Annotated in this window: 18 protein-coding genes; 10 read left to right on the forward strand and 8 right to left on the reverse strand. The window is 38.2% G+C overall.

Going from position 1 to position 17,691, the window contains the following annotated elements:
- Positions 1 to 245 precede the first annotated feature (245 nt).
- The 3 genes from AC0L3W_RS11700 to AC0L3W_RS11710 all read left to right on the forward strand — a co-directional run bounded on the left by AC0L3W_RS11700 (position 246) and on the right by AC0L3W_RS11710 (position 3,052).
- Positions 246 to 983, forward strand: coding sequence for a sulfite exporter TauE/SafE family protein (locus tag AC0L3W_RS11700; RefSeq protein ID WP_290039483.1), 738 nt, complete (start codon positions 246 to 248; stop codon positions 981 to 983).
- Between the two features lie 616 nt (positions 984 to 1,599).
- On the forward strand, positions 1,600 to 2,307 hold the full coding sequence (locus AC0L3W_RS11705; protein ID WP_290039484.1) for a glycerophosphodiester phosphodiesterase family protein: 708 nt from the start codon (positions 1,600 to 1,602) through the stop codon (positions 2,305 to 2,307).
- A gap of 19 nt (positions 2,308 to 2,326) precedes the next feature.
- On the forward strand, positions 2,327 to 3,052 hold the full coding sequence (locus AC0L3W_RS11710; protein ID WP_409438818.1) for a DeoR/GlpR family DNA-binding transcription regulator: 726 nt from the start codon (positions 2,327 to 2,329) through the stop codon (positions 3,050 to 3,052).
- 20 nt (positions 3,053 to 3,072) lie between these two features.
- On the opposite strand, the gene AC0L3W_RS11715 is transcribed toward AC0L3W_RS11710, so the two are convergent.
- The 5 genes from AC0L3W_RS11715 to AC0L3W_RS11735 all read right to left on the reverse strand — a co-directional run bounded on the left by AC0L3W_RS11715 (position 3,073) and on the right by AC0L3W_RS11735 (position 7,568).
- Positions 3,073 to 3,681, reverse strand: a complete 609-nt coding sequence (locus tag AC0L3W_RS11715; protein WP_290039486.1) for a MarC family protein — start codon at positions 3,679 to 3,681, stop codon at positions 3,073 to 3,075.
- Positions 3,682 to 3,960: 279 nt separating this feature from the next.
- Entirely contained in the window at positions 3,961 to 4,458 is a 498-nt protein-coding gene (locus tag AC0L3W_RS11720; protein WP_290039487.1) for a universal stress protein, read from the reverse strand.
- Between the two features lie 57 nt (positions 4,459 to 4,515).
- On the reverse strand, positions 4,516 to 5,859 hold the full coding sequence (locus tag AC0L3W_RS11725; RefSeq protein ID WP_290039488.1) for a TRAP transporter large permease: 1,344 nt from the start codon (positions 5,857 to 5,859) through the stop codon (positions 4,516 to 4,518).
- A complete protein-coding gene (locus AC0L3W_RS11730; protein ID WP_409438817.1) occupies positions 5,856 to 6,452 on the reverse strand; it encodes a TRAP transporter small permease in 597 nt (198 codons plus the stop codon). Before AC0L3W_RS11730 ends, AC0L3W_RS11725 begins: the two co-directional genes overlap by 4 nt.
- A gap of 114 nt (positions 6,453 to 6,566) precedes the next feature.
- The gene (locus AC0L3W_RS11735; protein ID WP_290039490.1) at positions 6,567 to 7,568 is read right to left on the reverse strand and encodes a TRAP transporter substrate-binding protein; all 1,002 of its coding nucleotides are present in this window, start codon (positions 7,566 to 7,568) and stop codon (positions 6,567 to 6,569) included.
- 715 nt (positions 7,569 to 8,283) lie between these two features.
- Between AC0L3W_RS11735 and pdxR the strand changes: the two genes are divergently transcribed.
- The 6 genes from pdxR (at position 8,284) to AC0L3W_RS11765 (ending at position 14,773) form a co-directional block, all read left to right on the forward strand.
- Positions 8,284 to 9,798 (forward strand): MocR-like pyridoxine biosynthesis transcription factor PdxR, encoded by a 1,515-nt coding sequence (gene pdxR / locus AC0L3W_RS11740; RefSeq protein WP_290039491.1) that lies wholly within the window; start codon positions 8,284 to 8,286, stop codon positions 9,796 to 9,798.
- Positions 9,799 to 10,254: 456 nt separating this feature from the next.
- Complete coding sequence (locus tag AC0L3W_RS11745) at positions 10,255 to 10,965, forward strand: siderophore ferric iron reductase (protein ID WP_409438816.1); 711 nt, start codon at positions 10,255 to 10,257, stop codon at positions 10,963 to 10,965.
- A 10-nt stretch (positions 10,966 to 10,975) separates the two neighbouring features.
- Positions 10,976 to 11,803: an ABC transporter ATP-binding protein gene (locus tag AC0L3W_RS11750; RefSeq protein ID WP_290039493.1), complete on the forward strand. Its 828-nt coding sequence runs from the start codon at positions 10,976 to 10,978 to the stop codon at positions 11,801 to 11,803.
- A complete protein-coding gene (locus AC0L3W_RS11755; protein WP_409438815.1) occupies positions 11,800 to 12,798 on the forward strand; it encodes a FecCD family ABC transporter permease in 999 nt (332 codons plus the stop codon). The genes AC0L3W_RS11750 and AC0L3W_RS11755 overlap by 4 nt, the downstream gene beginning before the upstream one ends.
- Positions 12,798 to 13,832: a FecCD family ABC transporter permease gene (locus AC0L3W_RS11760; RefSeq protein WP_409438814.1), complete on the forward strand. Its 1,035-nt coding sequence runs from the start codon at positions 12,798 to 12,800 to the stop codon at positions 13,830 to 13,832. The genes AC0L3W_RS11755 and AC0L3W_RS11760 overlap by 1 nt, the downstream gene beginning before the upstream one ends.
- A gap of 14 nt (positions 13,833 to 13,846) precedes the next feature.
- The gene (locus AC0L3W_RS11765) at positions 13,847 to 14,773 is read left to right on the forward strand and encodes an ABC transporter substrate-binding protein (RefSeq protein ID WP_409438813.1); all 927 of its coding nucleotides are present in this window, start codon (positions 13,847 to 13,849) and stop codon (positions 14,771 to 14,773) included.
- A gap of 58 nt (positions 14,774 to 14,831) precedes the next feature.
- Here AC0L3W_RS11765 and AC0L3W_RS11770 read toward each other — a convergent pair whose 3' ends face one another.
- The gene (locus AC0L3W_RS11770) at positions 14,832 to 15,365 is read right to left on the reverse strand and encodes a YgjV family protein (protein ID WP_409438812.1); all 534 of its coding nucleotides are present in this window, start codon (positions 15,363 to 15,365) and stop codon (positions 14,832 to 14,834) included.
- Between the two features lie 26 nt (positions 15,366 to 15,391).
- Positions 15,392 to 16,153: a 2-dehydro-3-deoxy-D-gluconate 5-dehydrogenase KduD gene (gene kduD / locus AC0L3W_RS11775; protein WP_290039498.1), complete on the reverse strand. Its 762-nt coding sequence runs from the start codon at positions 16,151 to 16,153 to the stop codon at positions 15,392 to 15,394.
- Between the two features lie 217 nt (positions 16,154 to 16,370).
- Here kduD and AC0L3W_RS11780 point away from each other — a divergent pair, with 217 nt between their 5' ends.
- Complete coding sequence (locus AC0L3W_RS11780) at positions 16,371 to 16,700, forward strand: hypothetical protein (protein WP_290039499.1); 330 nt, start codon at positions 16,371 to 16,373, stop codon at positions 16,698 to 16,700.
- A gap of 55 nt (positions 16,701 to 16,755) precedes the next feature.
- Here the strand turns inward: AC0L3W_RS11780 and AC0L3W_RS11785 are convergent, their stop codons facing one another.
- Positions 16,756 to 17,610 (reverse strand): universal stress protein, encoded by an 855-nt coding sequence (locus tag AC0L3W_RS11785; protein WP_409438811.1) that lies wholly within the window; start codon positions 17,608 to 17,610, stop codon positions 16,756 to 16,758.
- Positions 17,611 to 17,691 lie beyond the last annotated feature (81 nt).

A 17,691-nucleotide genomic window follows, 5' to 3' on the forward strand; every position in this document is an offset into this window, starting at 1 on the left:
ATTAATGTGTCATACCAATTTTGTTGATTATGTGATTGGTATAAATATCGTCCATTTCACATTAACTTAGAAATAAAGTCTTTCCCTAGCACCAGCTGAATTATTCGATAGAGCCAGATTTTTATCTTGGATATCTCTCAATTTATAGAAAAACATGGCTCTACAATTAATCATTTTTGGCCCTACTCTTACCTTTCAAATGCAAGGATAGTAGCCTCGAAAATTACTAATATTAAGGAAGATAAGTGGAACAAATTTGGTACGTAATGCCTATTGTAATCTTTGCAGCGATAGTCCGGGGCTATAGTGGTTTTGGCTTTGCTGTCATTGCAGTGGTTGGTTTAAATTTCTTTTTTGAACCTCAGCAAAGTGTCGCAATTGTATTGTCTCTAGATGTCCTGTGCAGTATTAATCTGTGGAAACAAGCGGTTAAACAGGCAGACTTCCCGACTCTTCGTAAACTTATCTTCGGTGCTATCTTAGGCCTACCAATCGGTTATTGCTTCCTATTACTGATTCCAGCAGAGATTTTAAAACTACTTATTTGCGTAGCGATCCTCGGCTTGGCATTATTGCTTTTTTCTAGCTTTAGACCATTTAATGCCGATAAAAATAGCAGCAAGATAGGCTTTGGTGTGGCCGCTGGAGCAGGGACAGCAAGCGCTTCGATTGGTGGACCAATGATAGTTTATTATATGTTATCTAGTCATTTGAGTACCAGTACACAGCGTGCCACTATGATCTTGTTTTTCATTGCAAGTGAAGGCCTTGCGGTAATCTCGCTAATCAGTGGAGGGTTAACCGATAGTACCTTACCCACCGCAGTATTAGTCTTAATCCTACCGGCGCTGATTGCCGTGAAATATGGTCAGTACTTATTTAACAAAAAGCCTCCAACATCATTAAAAAGCTTTGCTTTACCGATCATGGTAGTGGTTGCACTGTTAGGCATGGCTAATAGCTTTGTCACTTTGACGGCTTAAGATGTAAACCTGAAAAATTTAAAGCCCTGCATAAACTCGGTTTATGCAGGGCTTATAACAAGTGGTTAGCAAACTGAAAAGGCGCTTCCGCCCGACTTCGAAGTTATAGACAGAGAAGCAACAGAACGTGATGACAAATAGCCACTGATATTGGTAACATCGATACTGCTTTTAAACACTTCAAATAAAGATTGGCCATTGAGTGAAAGCTCGATATTGTCCAATACTAATAGCGTCCTCAGAAACAAAAAGCTTGGCCTTTACAAACTCTATAGCGGGTGTTGTTGTATTAATGAGATAACTTAGTCAATCGCTCGGTGTTTTTGCAGAAACATCGGCGCTTAATAAAAGAGTCGCAGCGACTAAGCTTGTTGAATATTTTTTAAATATTTTAAGGCTCCCTTCCAATTAAAATTATCAGTAATACTTTTCTTCAAAAAGCAATAAAGCGTAAGTTGATCGCAACTTTAGGTTCATGTGAACTTTATAATGTTTTTGACAGGATTAAGCTGTTCGTATGAAAGAAAACTGGCTAAAACATTCATCATTTGATGACACATTCTTGTAATACTTATTTGAGAAGCTATATTGATACTTAAATGGGGATAAAAAAATTATGTTAATTACTGCACATCGAGGCTTATCTAGCGTAGCCCCAGAAAATACCTTAATTGCCATTCAGAAAGCCATTGAACTAGGGGCCAAGTCGGTAGAGATAGATGTACAGATTAGCAGGGATGGTGTGCCCGTTGTGATTCATGACTTTACCGTTAATCGATGTACCAATGGACGAGGCTTAGTGCAAGATATCGATTATCAGGATTTAGCTCGGTTAGATGCTGGATTATGGTTTTCCGATGAATATGAAAATGAACATATCCCTACTTTAGCCGCGGTGCTAGCACTGATAAAGAAACACGGTATCGCCTTAAACATAGAGTTAAAAATACAAAATGAAATACATATATTGGCTCTCTGCGAACAAGTAATCGCAGTTATTGAGGCCAGTAAAGTCACTACTGGACAATTAGTGTTCTCAAGTTTTCAACATCAAGCTTTATTATTATTAAAACGTCTTAAACCAAGTATTCGTCGCTCTCAGTTATGGGAAAAAATTCCTGATAATGCCTTAAAAATGCTAGAAGATATCTATGCCTTCAGTGTCAATTGTGATTACCGTTTTTTAAAAAAAGAACAAGCCATTAAAATCAAACAGGCGGGCTATCAAATACATTGTTATACGATTAATGATCCAGCATTAATTGAGCCACTAAGGCCCTTACATGTGGATAATATTATTACCGACTGGCCGCAACGCTTTTAAGTATGAGGTGAGCATCAAGATGAGTATCGAATTATCAGATAGGCAACGTCATATTTTATCTTTAATAACACAACAAGATTATTGTTCCATTGAACAACTCTCAGCTGACTTTTCAATCACTAAACAAACTGTCAGACGCGATATTAATACCTTATGCGATTTAGGATTAGCACGCCGTCATCATGGTGGAGTGAGCGTTCCTGCCTCCTTAGAAAATAGTAGCTATGTTGCACGTAAAACGTCTTTCACAGATGCCAAACAAAAAATTGCAGCACAAGTTGCACAACAAATCCCTAATGGCAGCACTTTATTCTTAGGGATTGGCACCACGATTTCTGCTATCGCAGAACAACTCGGAGGCCATCAAAAATTACGCGTGATCACGAATAACTTTGAAGCTGCGTCCATCTTATCTCACTATGATCATATTGAAACATGGATTGCTGGAGGTCGTTTACGCAACGGAGATAGGGATATTGTTGGAGAAAGTAGCCATGATTTTTTCCAACAGTTTATTGCAGATATTGGCATTATTAGTTGTGCTGCGATTACTACTTTAGACAGTACAACACATAAACCTGTCGATTGGTGTTTAGAGCATGAACTACAAGAAGCAAAGGTAAGCCAAGCAATCATCAACAACAGCTTGCAAACGTGGTTAGTGGCTCATGGTACCAAATGGCATCGACAGGCAAATACTAAAGTTGCCCCCTTAGATAGCTTTAATCAAGTATTTAAGGGGTGAATAAAGTCACTTAAATTTATTTAAAATGTAGGTAATAAAACACGAGTAGCATCAATGAACATCTGCACCGACATCATTAATAGCAACATGCCCATTAAACGCTCTAAGGCTTTTAAGCCCTTATCTTTTAAAATTTTGTAAAGCTGTGGTGAGCATAACAAGACAAGTACAGCGAACACCCAAGCCAATAATAATGCTGTAAATAGCCCACCGGTATGTTCCGCGTTAGTTTTCGCCAATACCAATAAAGTCGCCAATGCACCGGGGCCGGCAATCATTGGAATAGCAATCGGTACTACCAAAGGCTCATCGCCTTTACTGGTTGCAAATAGGTCACCACCACTAGGGTTAGGAAAAATCATTTTTAAGGCGATCACAAAGAAAATAATACCACCAGCCAAGCTAATTGCAGGCGTTTCTAAATGAAACAGGCTTAAGAATTGCTCTCCAAAAAACAGGAAAATAATCAAAATAACCAAGCCAATCAACATTTCTCGAATAATAATTTTAGAGTGTCTTTTTTTATCTATATTTTTTAGAATACTTAATAACAAAGGCACACTGCCAAATGGATCCAATATAAAGAACAATAAAACAGCCGTTGAAAAGATTGAGAATGTATTTTCCATAAGCAGACACCTTACCTGGTAAAAAGCGAAACAATAATAATAAATAAGTAATCTAATTTTTGCACAAAAAATGGCTTAATTTAAAAGGTAAGCAGGGGTAAATAGTGGATATCTTTACAACACTTACAGCCCCAAATCAGCTATTTTGACAAACAAAAGAGACCCGTTAATGAGTGTGATTGGTATGGGCATTATATTTTTTTAAACGTTGGCGGCAAGGTAGGATTTAAATAAAAAGCCAAGTTAATCAAATAACTTGGCTTTAAGCTAAATTGAAGGTTATCGTTTACGTTCTTTCAGTGGCACCACTAAAACAGGGATACGTGAACGCGCTAGTACATTCCTTGCAACACTACCCAAGAACGTCTCTACAAAACCTTTTTCATGGGTCCCCATTACAATTAAATCCACTTCACGTTCTCGTGAATTTTTTAGAATGGCTTCCATAGGAAAAGATTCAATAATATTAATCGATTTAATTTGCTTTCTCACAGCAAGATCTTCTGGGTCTGTCACTTGCGCCCAAAAGTCCTCCTGTTTTGTCGCCAATTTGGCTTTTGCTTGACGTTTACGAGACCCTAACATTTCAGCGCGTTGTACCGAGTCCATCACATAACTTTCTAAGGCAATTCTCGCATCACTGGAAAGCTTTTCTACTACGTGTAATACATGTATTTCAGCCCCCGTTTTTTTTGCTAAAAATGCAGCATATTTAAAGCACTCATTAGAACCCTGTGATAAGTCGGTACAGTATAGAATTTTATCAAATTGAAACATAATCTATCCCTTTATTGTTAACCTGCTTTAGTTGTCTGAAGCAGGTTATTAAACAATCTAATATCCTAGTAGTCTTGGCATGGTCAACGCGATTTGCGGTATATACGCAATAATAATCACCATGATTGTAGACACAAATGCAAACGGCAATGCTTTCGCAGTTACTTCTTCTAAAGGTGTATCGGAGATACCTGAAGCAACAAATAAGTTCTCACCCAATGGCGGCGTTGAAAAACCAATCGACAAGCTACATACCATCACAATACCAAAGTGCACAGGGTCAATCCCTAGCGTGTAGGCAACAGGCAACAATACCGGCGTTAAAATCATAATCGCCGCAAGCGTTTCCATGAACATCCCCACAAATAACAAGAAAGCAATAATCAATAACCAAATTAAGTATAGGTTATCAGTTAAACTTAACATTGATTCAGCCACAATCCCTGGTATTTGGTTTTCTACTAAGATACGACCAAAGGCGGTAGCAGTAAATAGAATTAATAATACTCGACCTGATAACCAAGTTGTTGTTTCTAAAGAGTGAATAAGATCTTTCATCTTCAACTCTTTATGGATAAATATCCCCACAAAAAGTGTGTAGAAAATAGCAATAATTGCTGATTCAGTCGGAGTAAAGAACCCCGAGTAAATACCGCCTAGAATCACTAATGGTGCTAAGATAGACCAAATGCCTGAACGTGCTGCTTTACCAATTTGCGCAATCGACCAACCTTCGCCGCTACCTTTAAAGCCGTAGCGACGACACTGAATGTAGTTAAGTGTCATTAAACCTACAGACATCACCACTCCTGGTAAGAAGCCAGCAATAAACATTTTTGGAATAGAGATACTTTGGAACTCGCCGTGTTTTGCAATCGCATCTAATGGCACAACTAACCCCAAGGCTGAAATACCAAAGATAACCATTGGAATAGAAGGCGGAATAACAATCCCTAGTCCACCCGATGATGCAGTCACCGCAGAGGCATAGCCTTTATCATAACCACGATTCACCATCGCAGGGATCATTAGCATACCAACTGCGGCTGTCGTCGCTGGACCTGAACCTGAAATAGCACCAAAAAACATACACGCTAAAATAGCAGCAGCAGACATACCACCAGTGACAGGACCTGCAAAGCTTTCAGCTAGAGTCACTAATCGTTTAGATATCCCAGATGCTTCCATCAATGCGCCAGCTAATATAAACGCGGGTAATGCCATTAATGGAAATGACCCCACCGAGTTAAAGGCAATTTGTACAAATTTAATTGGATTTTCATCTAGGTAGAAAAATGATGCCAAAGCAGCAATACCTAATGACACCATCACAGGTGCGCCCAGAATTAATAAGGCTAAGAAGGATCCAAATAGGACCATTACTATGGATGCTTCACTCATAGGTTATTCTCCATCTTCCCTGTGTGTTTTTTGTTTTCTACATCATTAGCTGTAGATTCTTCTTGCATGTCGTGATTCATTAATTCGTTCATCTCTTGCGATTCAGGATCAATTACCTCAACACCTTTAATATATTTTAAGTAGTTAACTTGTAAGATACGGATAGTCATTAACACAAATGCGATTGGTAGAATTAAGTAGATATATTTCATTGGAATACCTAGCGTTTGAGACTTCCAAAACAGATTCATTCTGTTGAAAACAAAGTCATAACTTAGGTAGATAAAATAACTATTAAAACTTACCCACAGTAGATCTGAAGCTAACTCAAAAAAGGTTCGGAGTTTTTGTGGCAGCCATTTGTAGTGAAAAGTAACGCGGTTATGCGCTGACAGTTTTGCTGCATAACTTGCCCCCAGAAAAACGAACCATACAAATAGGTAAACGGATAGCTCCTCACTCCAAGTAATGGAATGGCCAAAAAGTTCGCGGGAGAGAATTTGAGCAAAAAGCAAAGTAACAAAGGTTACCAGTAATGCTCTACATAGATAACTTTCTAAGTTATCGAATATTTTAAAAATTATTTTCATCATTGTGTCCCTGTTCCCTTGAGAGAGAGCAGCACCTTGCTCTTAAAATAGGTTGTTATGCTGTTGTGCCTGCACCAATAAAAAGGGAGTGTTTCCACCCCCTTTTCAAACTATCTTTTAGATTTTCTCACGACCTAATAGGCTCAGTAATTCATTAATTTTATCTTTACCGCCTACTTGCTCGTAAAACTCAGGCCATACACCTGCTTGTGCTTTTTTAACCCACTCTGCTTCATCTTCTAACTGGTCAATTTCCATACCGTATTTAGAAACTAGCTCTTCTTTGATGCTGCCTTCTTTCTCTTTAATCCAAGAAAGGCTGTATTCAGTCGCTTCTTTACCAGCTTCTAAGATTGCTTGCTGCACTTCTTTAGATTGGTCTTGGAAAAGAGACTCAGACATAATTAAAGGCTCAAGAGAAAATAGGTAATGAGTCTCCGTTAGATATTTTTGAATTTCAGCAAATTTCATAGAGTAAATCGCTGCATAAGGTGTTTCTTGGCCATCAACAACTTGTTGTTGTAATGCAGTAAATGTTTCAGACCATGCTACTGGTGTTGGATTCACACCAAATGATTGATAAGTTTTAATAATCAGATCACTTTTTGGTACACGAATGAACAACCCTTTCAAATCATCTAAGTTTTTCACTGGACGTTTTGAGTTAGTTAACATTCTGAAACCTGAGTAGCTCCAAGCAAGGATACGAACATTTGCTTGTTGTAATGTTGTTTCTGTTAAACGCTTTTCAATATCACTGTTAATCACTTTTTCTGCTTGATCAATATCTTCAAATATATATGGAAGAGAAAGTAGACCTACAGAAGGGCTGAATGGTGCTAAGTTGTTAGCTGCGATGATAGACATATCTAAAGTACCTAGTGCCACATCATTGACTGTCGCCTGTTCAGAGCCTAACTGCCCATTAACAAATAACGTAGTGTTAAATTTGTCATTAGTTTTTTCAGCTAAGACTTCAGTGAATTTGATGCCTAATGCTTCTTGAGCACTACCACCACCATCACCAACAGCCATTTTCCATGTTGCTGATAACGCACTGGTTGATAACACTAGACCTGCAGTCAGTGAAAGGGCTTTAATAAGTTTCGTTTTTTGCATTTCCATTACCTCATTTTTTATGATGATTTTTTCGCACTAGATATAAGCGCGAGAATCCTAATTGAATCTAAAAAAGACCTTTTCCAGATCCATATGCAGCATACGAGCTAACATACTTACTTTTATGGCATAACCTGTTATGCCAACATTATCATTATCCAATTGTTACTTATTTAGGTTATATTTATTAATCACAATACAGATTAACAAACAAAAACAAATAATAAAAACAACTAGTTAATAAAATATTTCATCGTAATACGATTATTGTACGAACATGATTCGAGAGTCCCTAAGGGAACAATTGCATAGCTTATTGAGCAACAAAGCAACTCTCTAAAAACATAAAATAGAATATTAATACTAGGTTATTTCCCATTATTTAAAATATAATTAACTTCGTATCTATTTAACTTAAACCTTGCAAACGTTTGTAACCATTTGCTGAACATTCCCATTTTTCTGACGCCACCATGAATCGCTTTTTATTATTTTTGTATGATGTTCATGATCTGCTTTCCTTATTTAAACTACACTTCGACAAAATTAGTTACAGAGCCAATTTTTGAAATTAATGGGCCACAAGTTAAATTTTGACACCATACCGTGATAAATCTTGGCTTAGAAATTGCCTATCTATAAGGTGGTGAGTTGCATTGAAAACCAGTAACATTTTTCACCAAACAATTTGCTCGAATTTTATACAGGTGACGTAATGGTTGATTTTTTAATAAATATTGAATTGCATCAAAATAGTACTTATCAGCAACAGATCCGTGAAAAATTAGTCGAGTTAATTGAACAAGATACCTTTGGTGACAAAGCCTTACCATCGGGTAGAAAGATGGCACAGTTATTAAAGGTATCACGTAATACAGTAGTATTAGTTTATGAAAGCTTGGTCGATGAAGGTTATTTAGTTGCACGGAAACGCAGTGGATTCTTTGTTCATCCTGACCTACTTATGGTGCAACGTCTCACCAATTCGGTGCAAAAAGACCCTGAAGGATTACAACGCACAGCACGTCAACCCGACTGGTCTAAACGAATGTTGAAACAACCCAGTCGATTATCCACATTAAATAAAGATGAAAATTGGTTAAAATACCCTTATCCATTTATTTATGGCCACATCGATGTTAATGAATTTCCACTTTATCAATGGCGAGAATGTTCGCGTATTGCAGAAAGTAAAGGCAAACTCCATGAATGGGTAGAAGGTTATATCGATATGGATGACCCTCAACTGGTCTCACAAATACGCCAACAAATTCTCTCTAAACGTGGTATCACAGCCAAATCAGATGAAATACTGATCACTTTAGGCACACAAAACTCACTGTTTTTATTAACCAACTTATTAGCCGATCAATCAGTCACCTTTGGTGTTGAAAACCCTGGCTATGCGAACTTGCGTCATATCATCTCCCTGTGTGATAGCCCAATGAAAGCACTTGATATTGATAATGCGGGCTTACAGCTGGGTAAACAATTAAAAGGCTGTGATTATGTGTTCACAACCCCAAGTCACCAATACCCAACTACGGTGACTATGAATGTAGAGCGTCGCAAAGGCTTATTAGAGCAGGCCTGTAAAGATGATTTCATCGTGATTGAAGATGACTACGAGAGTGAAGTTAACTTCATTGAACAACCATTACCTGCATTAAAAAGCTTTGACCAAGATGGTCGCGTTATTTATGTAGGCAGTTTATCTAAATCTTTAACACCCGGCATTCGTATTGGCTATTTAGTAGCAGATAGCTCATTAGTTAATGAGTTACGTAAACTACGCGCTTTACATTACCGCCATCCACCCTCTAATAACCAACGTATCGCGGCACTCTTTATCAGCCAAGGTTATTATGATAGCCATGTTAGACGTATGCGTCGTACCTTTGAAAAGCGATGGTTATTAATGGAACAAGGTGTAAAAAAATATCTCAGCACCTGTAAAATACATGCCACCCCTGGTAGTTTTTGCTTTTGGATTGCCTTGCCTATTAATGTCTCTAGCCATGATTTACGAGATAAAGCCGCGCAACATGGAATATTAATAGAATCAGGTGATACGCTATTTATGCAAAAAGATGCCCCTAAGAATTATATTCGGTTAGGTTTTTCTGCCATGAACAGTGATAAAATTTTGCCTGGCTTAGAAATTTTAGGTGGCCTCATCACTGAGTTAAGCCATGGTTTTATCGAACCTTTACAAAAACGTGTTGTGTAAAATGAATTAACTTAAAATAGTATCGCTCTAATAATACCAATTACATTAAATAAGTGTTCTCAATTTTGCGAAGGAAAAATCACTTAGTTTAAAGCGTTAGTTGAGCCTTTCGAAGATTAACTTCGTTAATTAGTATGATTGGTACAATATCCCATATTAAACTAATCACCGCCTTGGTGATTAGTGACAAACTTATTACTCCCCCTATCATCTGATATCACCAATAATATTATGATGTGAATTTCGACACTGTTTGCTTGTCGATTGTTGCAATCAAAAAATAGCTCATATATCATCCAACAAGATAACGATAACTATTATCAAAATGATAATTGCTTTGTCTCTGAGGCATACCTAAACCGTACGTTCAGTTCAATCATCTATACTAATTAATAGGCGTATTTACCCTTAACCATTATGTCTAATCTAGCTAAAAAACCAGATTCACTCACCTCCATGTTTAACTTATGCAAGCAAGTTATCCCCTATTTAGATGGTAAGTTTGAAGATGTAGATTCATCATTGTTAATGACGCTTGAAGATGACCAGTGGCTTAAGGGAAATCATTATGACCAAGCTACTATCCGTGCATTACAAAATGATTTAAAACATCACCTCCCTAATGCAGGTAATGCTTACTACCAAGCTAGAACTTGGCATCTATTATGTTGGCAACCCATCTATATCGCTTTTATCAGTATCTATGGGCTACAAAAATTACCAGATTTTTCCTGTTTTAAACAACAACGTCAGCACAATGCAATTATTGGCTATGTATTCCAAAATAATACAATGTTAGCAGGCGATATAAAGCAATTGATCGTACAAGCAGGATCACAACTTGCCCCTTTGATTGAACATTACCGAATACAGCTTGATCACATTGAGCGCTGTCGTCCAGGTTATGCCCATCGTTTTGTTGCCGATTTAATTTTTGGTAATTTACTGAAAGTAAAAGAATTAATAACAGGTTTTAATGATCAAGATATTTTATTACATGCTCAGCTCTGGGTTGATGCCATGGGCTTGCCCAACAAGTTATTGGATTCGTTAAAACCTCGACATGATAAGACTATCGACTTCATCAGAAGCAGTTGCTGCCTTGCTGATAAGATAAATGAAAACCTCTGTGCAGATTGCCCAAAAGTACATAAAAATAAACAATAAGATTCTAATCATGAGTTTAACCAATCAACAAACTGCTTTACCTATTAGCCTAACCACCCATGACCTAGTTGTGGGCTATTCAATGCCTGTTGTTAAAGGCGTTGATTTAACTATTCAACCAGGAAAAATTAGCATATTAATAGGCTCTAATGGATGTGGAAAATCAACCCTATTAAAATGTTTAGCCCGTGTACTCCCTCCCATTAGTGGTCAAGTATTGTTAAATGGCAAAGCCATTCATCAGCAACCAGCTAAAAAAGTGGCTAAAATGATGGCCTTATTGCCACAAGGGCCAATCGCACCAGAAGGTTTATCGGTTAAAGAGTTAGTCTCACAGGGGCGTTACCCACACCAAAGCTTTTTAAAGCAATGGAGTAAAGAGGATGAGCAAGCGGTTGAACAAGCAATGCAGCAAGCAAATGTTGAAATGCTAGCAGACCGTTCTATTGCTGATTTATCAGGTGGTCAACGACAACGATGTTGGATTGCTATGGTATTAGCACAACAGACAGATATTATTTTATTAGATGAGCCAACCACTTACTTAGACTTAAAAGTACAAGTTGACCTATTAAACTTACTCAGCGACTTAGCCCACCAGCATCAACGTACCCTAGTTATTGTGTTACACGAACTTAATTTAGCCGCCACCTATGCTGACCATTTAATCATGATGAAAGAAGGTAAGGTATATGCACAAGGTACACCTGATCAAGTATTTAATGCTGATAACCTGCAAGCTGTATTTGGATTAACCGCGAAGGTCATGAAAGATCCCGACAGTGATGCTTTACTGTGCATTCCAATGACTCAACAATCTTCTCAGGTAGCATCATGACTCGTTCAAAATGGCTAAGCTGGTCAGGCATAGTGATCATGCTAGGTTTATTATTGTTTGCATTCATCTGGCATTTATCGATTGGTACCAAAATCATCCCCATCGATGAATTGATACAATCTTTTTATGCTTACAACCAAGATAATTTTAATCACCTGATTATTCAAGAGCTACGATTACCTAGAGCATTAATCGCAATCTGTGTTGGTGCTTGTTTAGCGGTTTCTGGTGCATTAATGCAAGGCGTTACACGCAACCCTTTAGCAGATCCAGGACTACTAGGCATGCTCACCGGAGCTGCATTAGGGGTAGTCTATTGGTCGACTTTCGTCAGTAGCGCTTCTTTAGTTTGGCTACCTTTAGTTGCTGCTATAGGTGCTTTAATCAGTGCAATCATTGTATGGAGTATCGCATCACGTGTTACAGGTGGTATTACCCCCTTAAGTTTAATTTTGTCTGGTTCTGCTTTTACCGCTTTTACTGGGGCGTTATTAGCTATACACCATCTGCTAGACCAACACACCTTTGAAGAAATGCGCACTTGGTTGGTAGGCTCATTGCTAGCTAGTAACTTAGCAACCCTCTACTGGTGCTTACCTTGGATTATCATAGGTTTGGTTGCTGCCATTATGCTTGCTCCAAGTGTGACTGCTTTATCTATGGGAGAGGAGGTCGCCACAGGGTTAGGAATTAATATTCCCCGTCGTAAATGGCAGTTATTGACTTGCGTTGTTATCTTAACATCTGTATCCGTTGCCTTAGCTGGGCCTCTCGGTTTTATTGGCTTAGTTATCCCGCATGTGGTCCGGTTCTGGGTTGGTGCAGATTATCGTTGGATTATTCCTTACTGTATTTTACTCGGTGCGGTATACCTATTATTTGTTGATACCCTAGCTCGTTGGTTAATTCAACCACATGAAATAGCGACAGGATTAATCACGATCTTGATTGGTGCACCATTATTTATTTGGTTAGTGAAAGTGAGGGTTCGTTAATGCATTTCACTTTACGCTTATTTAATCAAGCCATCTCATTACGCATTAACGGCTACGCTTTGTTATGCTCAGCCTTTTTATTTTCTCTGCTTTTAGCTACTTTTATATTTGCTACAACACAAGGAAGTTACCCTCTTTCATTACATGATAGCGTGATGAGTTTACTAGGACAGCAACAGTCAGTAATCGATCCACAAACCGACGTTATTATATGGGAGTTTCGTTTACCAAGAAGTTTAGTTGCTATATTGAGTGGTGCCCTATTCGCTTTATCAGGTGCATTATTACAAAATATGACACGTAACCCACTTTCTGACCCAAGCTTAGTTGGGATCAGCCAAGGTGCGGCCTTAGCCGTTGTGACATTGACTATTTTATTCCCTAATTATATTGATGACTGGCGTGAGATTGCTGCCTTTTTAGGGGCTGTCAGCATTACTATTGTTATTCAACTATTGCGAGGTAATGGCCACCCTCTTAAATTCATTTTATTAGGAGTAGGTGTTGCAGCCTTTATCAGCGCTATCATTTCTAGTTTACTCACCTACGGTGACTTGCCCTCTGCAATGGCAGCACTATCCTGGTTAGCTGGCAGTACACATAATAGTAACTGGCACGATGTCAATATGCTATGTATGGCTTTTATCTTGATCATATCTCTAACACTGTACCAAGCGAGAATGATGTCAGTGATCAGCTTAGGTGATGAAGTTGCCATTGGGTTAGGCATTAATCTGAAGGCCATCATGCTCATTCAGCTTACCATTTCCGTGGCAGCAGCTGCAGTTGCAACAGCTGTCGTAGGACCATTAGGATTTATTGGGTTGTTAGCACCGCATTTAGCTCGCAAATTAGTACGTTGCGGTCCTGTAAATCATCTATTTTTAACTGCATTAGTTGGCGCTATTTTAGTGTTAGCTGCGGATATTATTGGTAAAAATTTATTTGCACCAACACAACTGGCTGCAGGGTCAGTCACCGCATTAATTGGCGCGCCTTTATTCGCTTACTTATTAATGACGAAAAAAACATAATCTAAGGAATTGTTATGAAATGGATAGTAGGATTAATCGCTTTATGTCTCAGCATCAATGCTTTGGCTTTTTCTGTCACATTAACACATCAATATGGCACATTAACCATTGATAAAAAGCCATTAAAAGTCGTTTCTGTAGGGCAAGTTGACCATGATGATATTTTATCTTTTGGCGTTAAGCCGATCGCAATACGTGATTGGTATGGTAACCAACCTTACGGTGTGTGGCCATGGGCACAATCAGCACTAGGTAATGCTAAACCTGTGCTACTTGATCCTAGGATAATAGATTACGAAACAATAGCAGCGCTAAAACCCGACCTCATCATAGGCGTGTCTGCCGCTTTAGATGAAAAGGAGTACCAAAAGCTAAATTCAATTGCACCGACACTCGCAGGTCCTAGTGATTATGAAAAATGGACCATTCCTTGGGATGTTCGACATTTAATGATTGGAAAAGCACTAGGCTTTGAAGCCGTGGCTAAACAACATGTCACCTCATTACAGCAAAAACTACAAGAAGTTAAATCACAACATCCCGAATTTGAGGGAAAAACGGCAGCTGTTGCTTTTTATTATAATAAACAGCCCGGTGCTTATGCCAGCAAAGATCTTCGCTCTCAATTCTTAATGAGTTTAGGCTTTATTATCCCTGAAGAAATTGACCAAATTGCTGGTGATGCTTTTTATGCTTCATTCAGTGAAGAGCGATTAGATCTTTTAAATAATGATATTGTTGTTTGGCTAGCCTCAGAGGAAGCGGTCGAAAGTGCTAGCACAGCTATCTTCCGAGAACGTATGCCTTTCTATAAAGACCATAAAGAATACTTTACAGGCGATCTTGTGGGAGGAGCTTTCTCTTTCTTCAGCTATTTATCAATCCAATATTTAATAGATGAGATGGTACCGGAATTGGCTAAAGTAACTGCTTCAGATTAATGGTTAATGGTTAATGGTTAATGGTTAATGGTTAAAAATAGGGTATGAGCTGTGTCACTTAATGCCCTATCACACTTTCTTCAACTTTAGCCATTTGTCGGTTATCCCTTACTAAACGTATAATGGTACTTAGATTTACCGTTATTAATGTTGCCTCTAATAATGTACCTCCAATAGACCCAACTAAAATATTATTAATTAACCAACATACGGCCCCAATTAAAAAGGCAATGCGCATTTTAATCCCTTTTAAAACAAACACAGCATAAGTACCAATACTCATGCCTAGCATAGGCCATAGATCCCAAATGCTGTCAGCAAAATAGATAGCACTACTAAGCCCTATTACAATAAACAATAAAGCGACAACAAGAGAAGAAACGTAAATAGCTGTTACAGTTCTAAACGCAGATAATAAAGCACTTAATGCAGAAACAATCGAGCCTAATAACAAATAATGTACAAGGTGATTTAAGTTAAACACCACCATCATAATTTTTAACTTTTTATCGTCCTTTTGGAAAAATGTACACACTCCAAGTAAAAAGCTCAGAAAGCCTAATAACTGTGCGAAAAATAACTGGTCGTTCATAAATTGAGTACTCTCATTAAAGTCAGTTAACGCGCTAACCAACCACCATCCACCGCGATCGTGTAACCATGCATATAACTAGCAGCTTCTGACGCTAGAAAAACACAGGGTCCAGCAACATCAACGGGTTTTCCCCAACGTTGTGCAGGGATCCGCGCTAAAATAGCTTCATTTCGTTCCAAATCTTCTCTTAATGCAGTCGTATTATTGGTTTCCATGTAACCCGGAGCAATGCTATTTACATTAATATTATGCGCAGCCCACTCATTAGCCATTGCACGAGTCAATCCCATTAACGCACTTTTAGAAGCGGTATAAGACGGTACTCTAATGCCTCCTTGAAAAGATAACATGGAAGCAATATTAATAATTTTTCCGCCATCACCTTGCTTAATAAACTGTTTTGCCACCATTTGAGACATAAAAAATGCAGTTTTAGCATTTACATCCATAACGTCATCCCAATCTTTTTCAGTAAAATCGATGGCATCCTCTCGACGAATGATGCCCGCGTTATTGACTAAAATATCAATGCGCCCATATTCTTTGATGGTTTGTTCAATAAGAGAAGGAATTTGTGCCTGCTTTAGCAGATCTGCCCTAAGGTCAAGAAAACGATGACCATTAGCTTGCATTTTTTTCATCGTTTCAGAGGGAGCGCTGCGATTAACACCAACAATATGGGATCCAGCTTCGGCGAGAGCGAGCGCTATCGCCTGACCCAATCCGGTGTTACAACCGGTTACTAGCGCAACTTTCCCTGTTAATTTAAAGGAATCAAGAATCATTGTAAGCCCCTTAACATTCGCACAGATAAATATAAATATCGTCAACAGATTCAGTTAAGCAATACCATGATTGCTTTGAACGGTGAAAAAGATGAGAAACGATATAATTACTATATGATGCATTAACGTTAACACCAACTAGTCCTCATCACACTAATTAAGTGTTTCCAAAAAAGATTAAACAACCCACTTTTATCCCAAGCTATCAGGTTAGATCATGAATAAATCATTAAAAGCAGCGTTACTCTCAGCACTTATATATCCCGGTGTCGGCCATCTTTCTTTAAAGCGCTATATTTCTGCACTAGTGTTTATCATTGGATTTTCAATTCCCATGATATTACTATTCAAGAAAATAATGGAAAAGGCTAACCAAGTTGTCGCCCAAATTGAACATGGCCAAATAGGTATGGATGTATCGTCCCTTTCAAATGCGCTAAACACTTCAGCAGCAGGAAGTATGCAAATGTTAGATGTCTATTCTTATCTTATGTTGGCAGTGTGGCTCATTGCACTGCTGGATATTTACCGAGTGAGGAATCATTAACAAAGGAGGTGACACCAAAGCAATCTTTGTATTCTTTGGTGTCATTGACTGGTCGTTATTTTTTCAATAATAATAGATCACAAGGCAACTCATTTAAGAGTGCCGTTGTAGTACTACCAACCCAGAGTTGCTCTAACTTGTTACGAGTCACTAACCCCATCACTAAAATATGACAGCTATTTTTATTAATATATGTCGCTAATACCTCTTCAGGCACACCCTCTAATAAAACACACTGGTTTGTAGCAATTCGGTGCTTTTTAGCAAAATCCATCAAACCTTGTTTATGTTGGGATAGCACCTTACTTTTATACTGGCTTAGTACCGAAGTCACATAATAACAATGTGCTACCATCCAACTTGCTTTTAACGACTTAGCCCAACGTTCAGCCAATGCAACAATATTCGCATCAAGTGCACCCAAGCGAGCATGCTCGTGAAGTGGATCAACGGCAGCCACAATACTTAAGGGTTGATGCCAAGCCTGCTTACTTAATAATAGTAACGGCGCGTTAATCGCGGTGAGACGTTGAAAAATAGAGTGTCGCTGGGCGACTGCATTATCTTCGATAACCACTAAACTCTGTGGGTCATTCGCTATCTCTGCATTTAAAACCGATAGATAATCGGTGGATTTATTGATGCTAACCTCCACATCAATAGCATTCATCGCGAAGAATTTAACTAATTGTGCTTTTTTTAACTCAATTTTTGCCATTATTTCATCAGATAATATTTCTTTCTCTGCAAATAAATGCCAATATCCGCGCCCCTTTAATTGTGCACTTGCATCAATGATGATTTTCAGTGTTTTTTGGTTGGGCAGGATCAGATGAACCATCTTATCCAATGACTTAGTTTGGTAAAAAAAGCGACTGTCGATAAACCAAATAAATTGTTCTTTTATCATTTATAAATTCACATGAATTAGGGGTTAATCGAGTATATTGTACTATTCTCACCATTACAATTTGCGCGTTATACAATGCCT

The sequence above is a fragment of the Psychromonas sp. KJ10-5 genome (assembly GCF_055808325.1).

Bases quoted from the DNA above. Each gene is read 5' to 3' on its own strand.
- AC0L3W_RS11705 (WP_290039484.1), top strand. From the start codon at position 1,600: ATGTTAATTACTGCACATCGAGGCTTATCTAGCGTAGCCCCAGAAAAT.
- AC0L3W_RS11710 (WP_409438818.1), top strand. From the start codon at position 2,327: ATGAGTATCGAATTATCAGATAGGCAACGTCATATTTTATCTTTAATA.
- AC0L3W_RS11715 (WP_290039486.1), bottom strand. From the start codon at position 3,681: ATGGAAAATACATTCTCAATCTTTTCAACGGCTGTTTTATTGTTCTTT.
- AC0L3W_RS11720 (WP_290039487.1), bottom strand. From the start codon at position 4,458: ATGTTTCAATTTGATAAAATTCTATACTGTACCGACTTATCACAGGGT.
- AC0L3W_RS11725 (WP_290039488.1), bottom strand. From the start codon at position 5,859: ATGAGTGAAGCATCCATAGTAATGGTCCTATTTGGATCCTTCTTAGCC.
- AC0L3W_RS11730 (WP_409438817.1), bottom strand. From the start codon at position 6,452: ATGATGAAAATAATTTTTAAAATATTCGATAACTTAGAAAGTTATCTA.
- AC0L3W_RS11735 (WP_290039490.1), bottom strand. From the start codon at position 7,568: ATGCAAAAAACGAAACTTATTAAAGCCCTTTCACTGACTGCAGGTCTA.
- pdxR (WP_290039491.1), top strand. From the start codon at position 8,284: ATGGTTGATTTTTTAATAAATATTGAATTGCATCAAAATAGTACTTAT.
- AC0L3W_RS11745 (WP_409438816.1), top strand. From the start codon at position 10,255: ATGTTTAACTTATGCAAGCAAGTTATCCCCTATTTAGATGGTAAGTTT.
- AC0L3W_RS11750 (WP_290039493.1), top strand. From the start codon at position 10,976: ATGAGTTTAACCAATCAACAAACTGCTTTACCTATTAGCCTAACCACC.
- AC0L3W_RS11755 (WP_409438815.1), top strand. From the start codon at position 11,800: ATGACTCGTTCAAAATGGCTAAGCTGGTCAGGCATAGTGATCATGCTA.
- AC0L3W_RS11760 (WP_409438814.1), top strand. From the start codon at position 12,798: ATGCATTTCACTTTACGCTTATTTAATCAAGCCATCTCATTACGCATT.
- AC0L3W_RS11765 (WP_409438813.1), top strand. From the start codon at position 13,847: ATGAAATGGATAGTAGGATTAATCGCTTTATGTCTCAGCATCAATGCT.
- AC0L3W_RS11770 (WP_409438812.1), bottom strand. From the start codon at position 15,365: ATGAACGACCAGTTATTTTTCGCACAGTTATTAGGCTTTCTGAGCTTT.
- kduD (WP_290039498.1), bottom strand. From the start codon at position 16,153: ATGATTCTTGATTCCTTTAAATTAACAGGGAAAGTTGCGCTAGTAACC.
- AC0L3W_RS11780 (WP_290039499.1), top strand. From the start codon at position 16,371: ATGAATAAATCATTAAAAGCAGCGTTACTCTCAGCACTTATATATCCC.
- AC0L3W_RS11785 (WP_409438811.1), bottom strand. From the start codon at position 17,610: ATGATAAAAGAACAATTTATTTGGTTTATCGACAGTCGCTTTTTTTAC.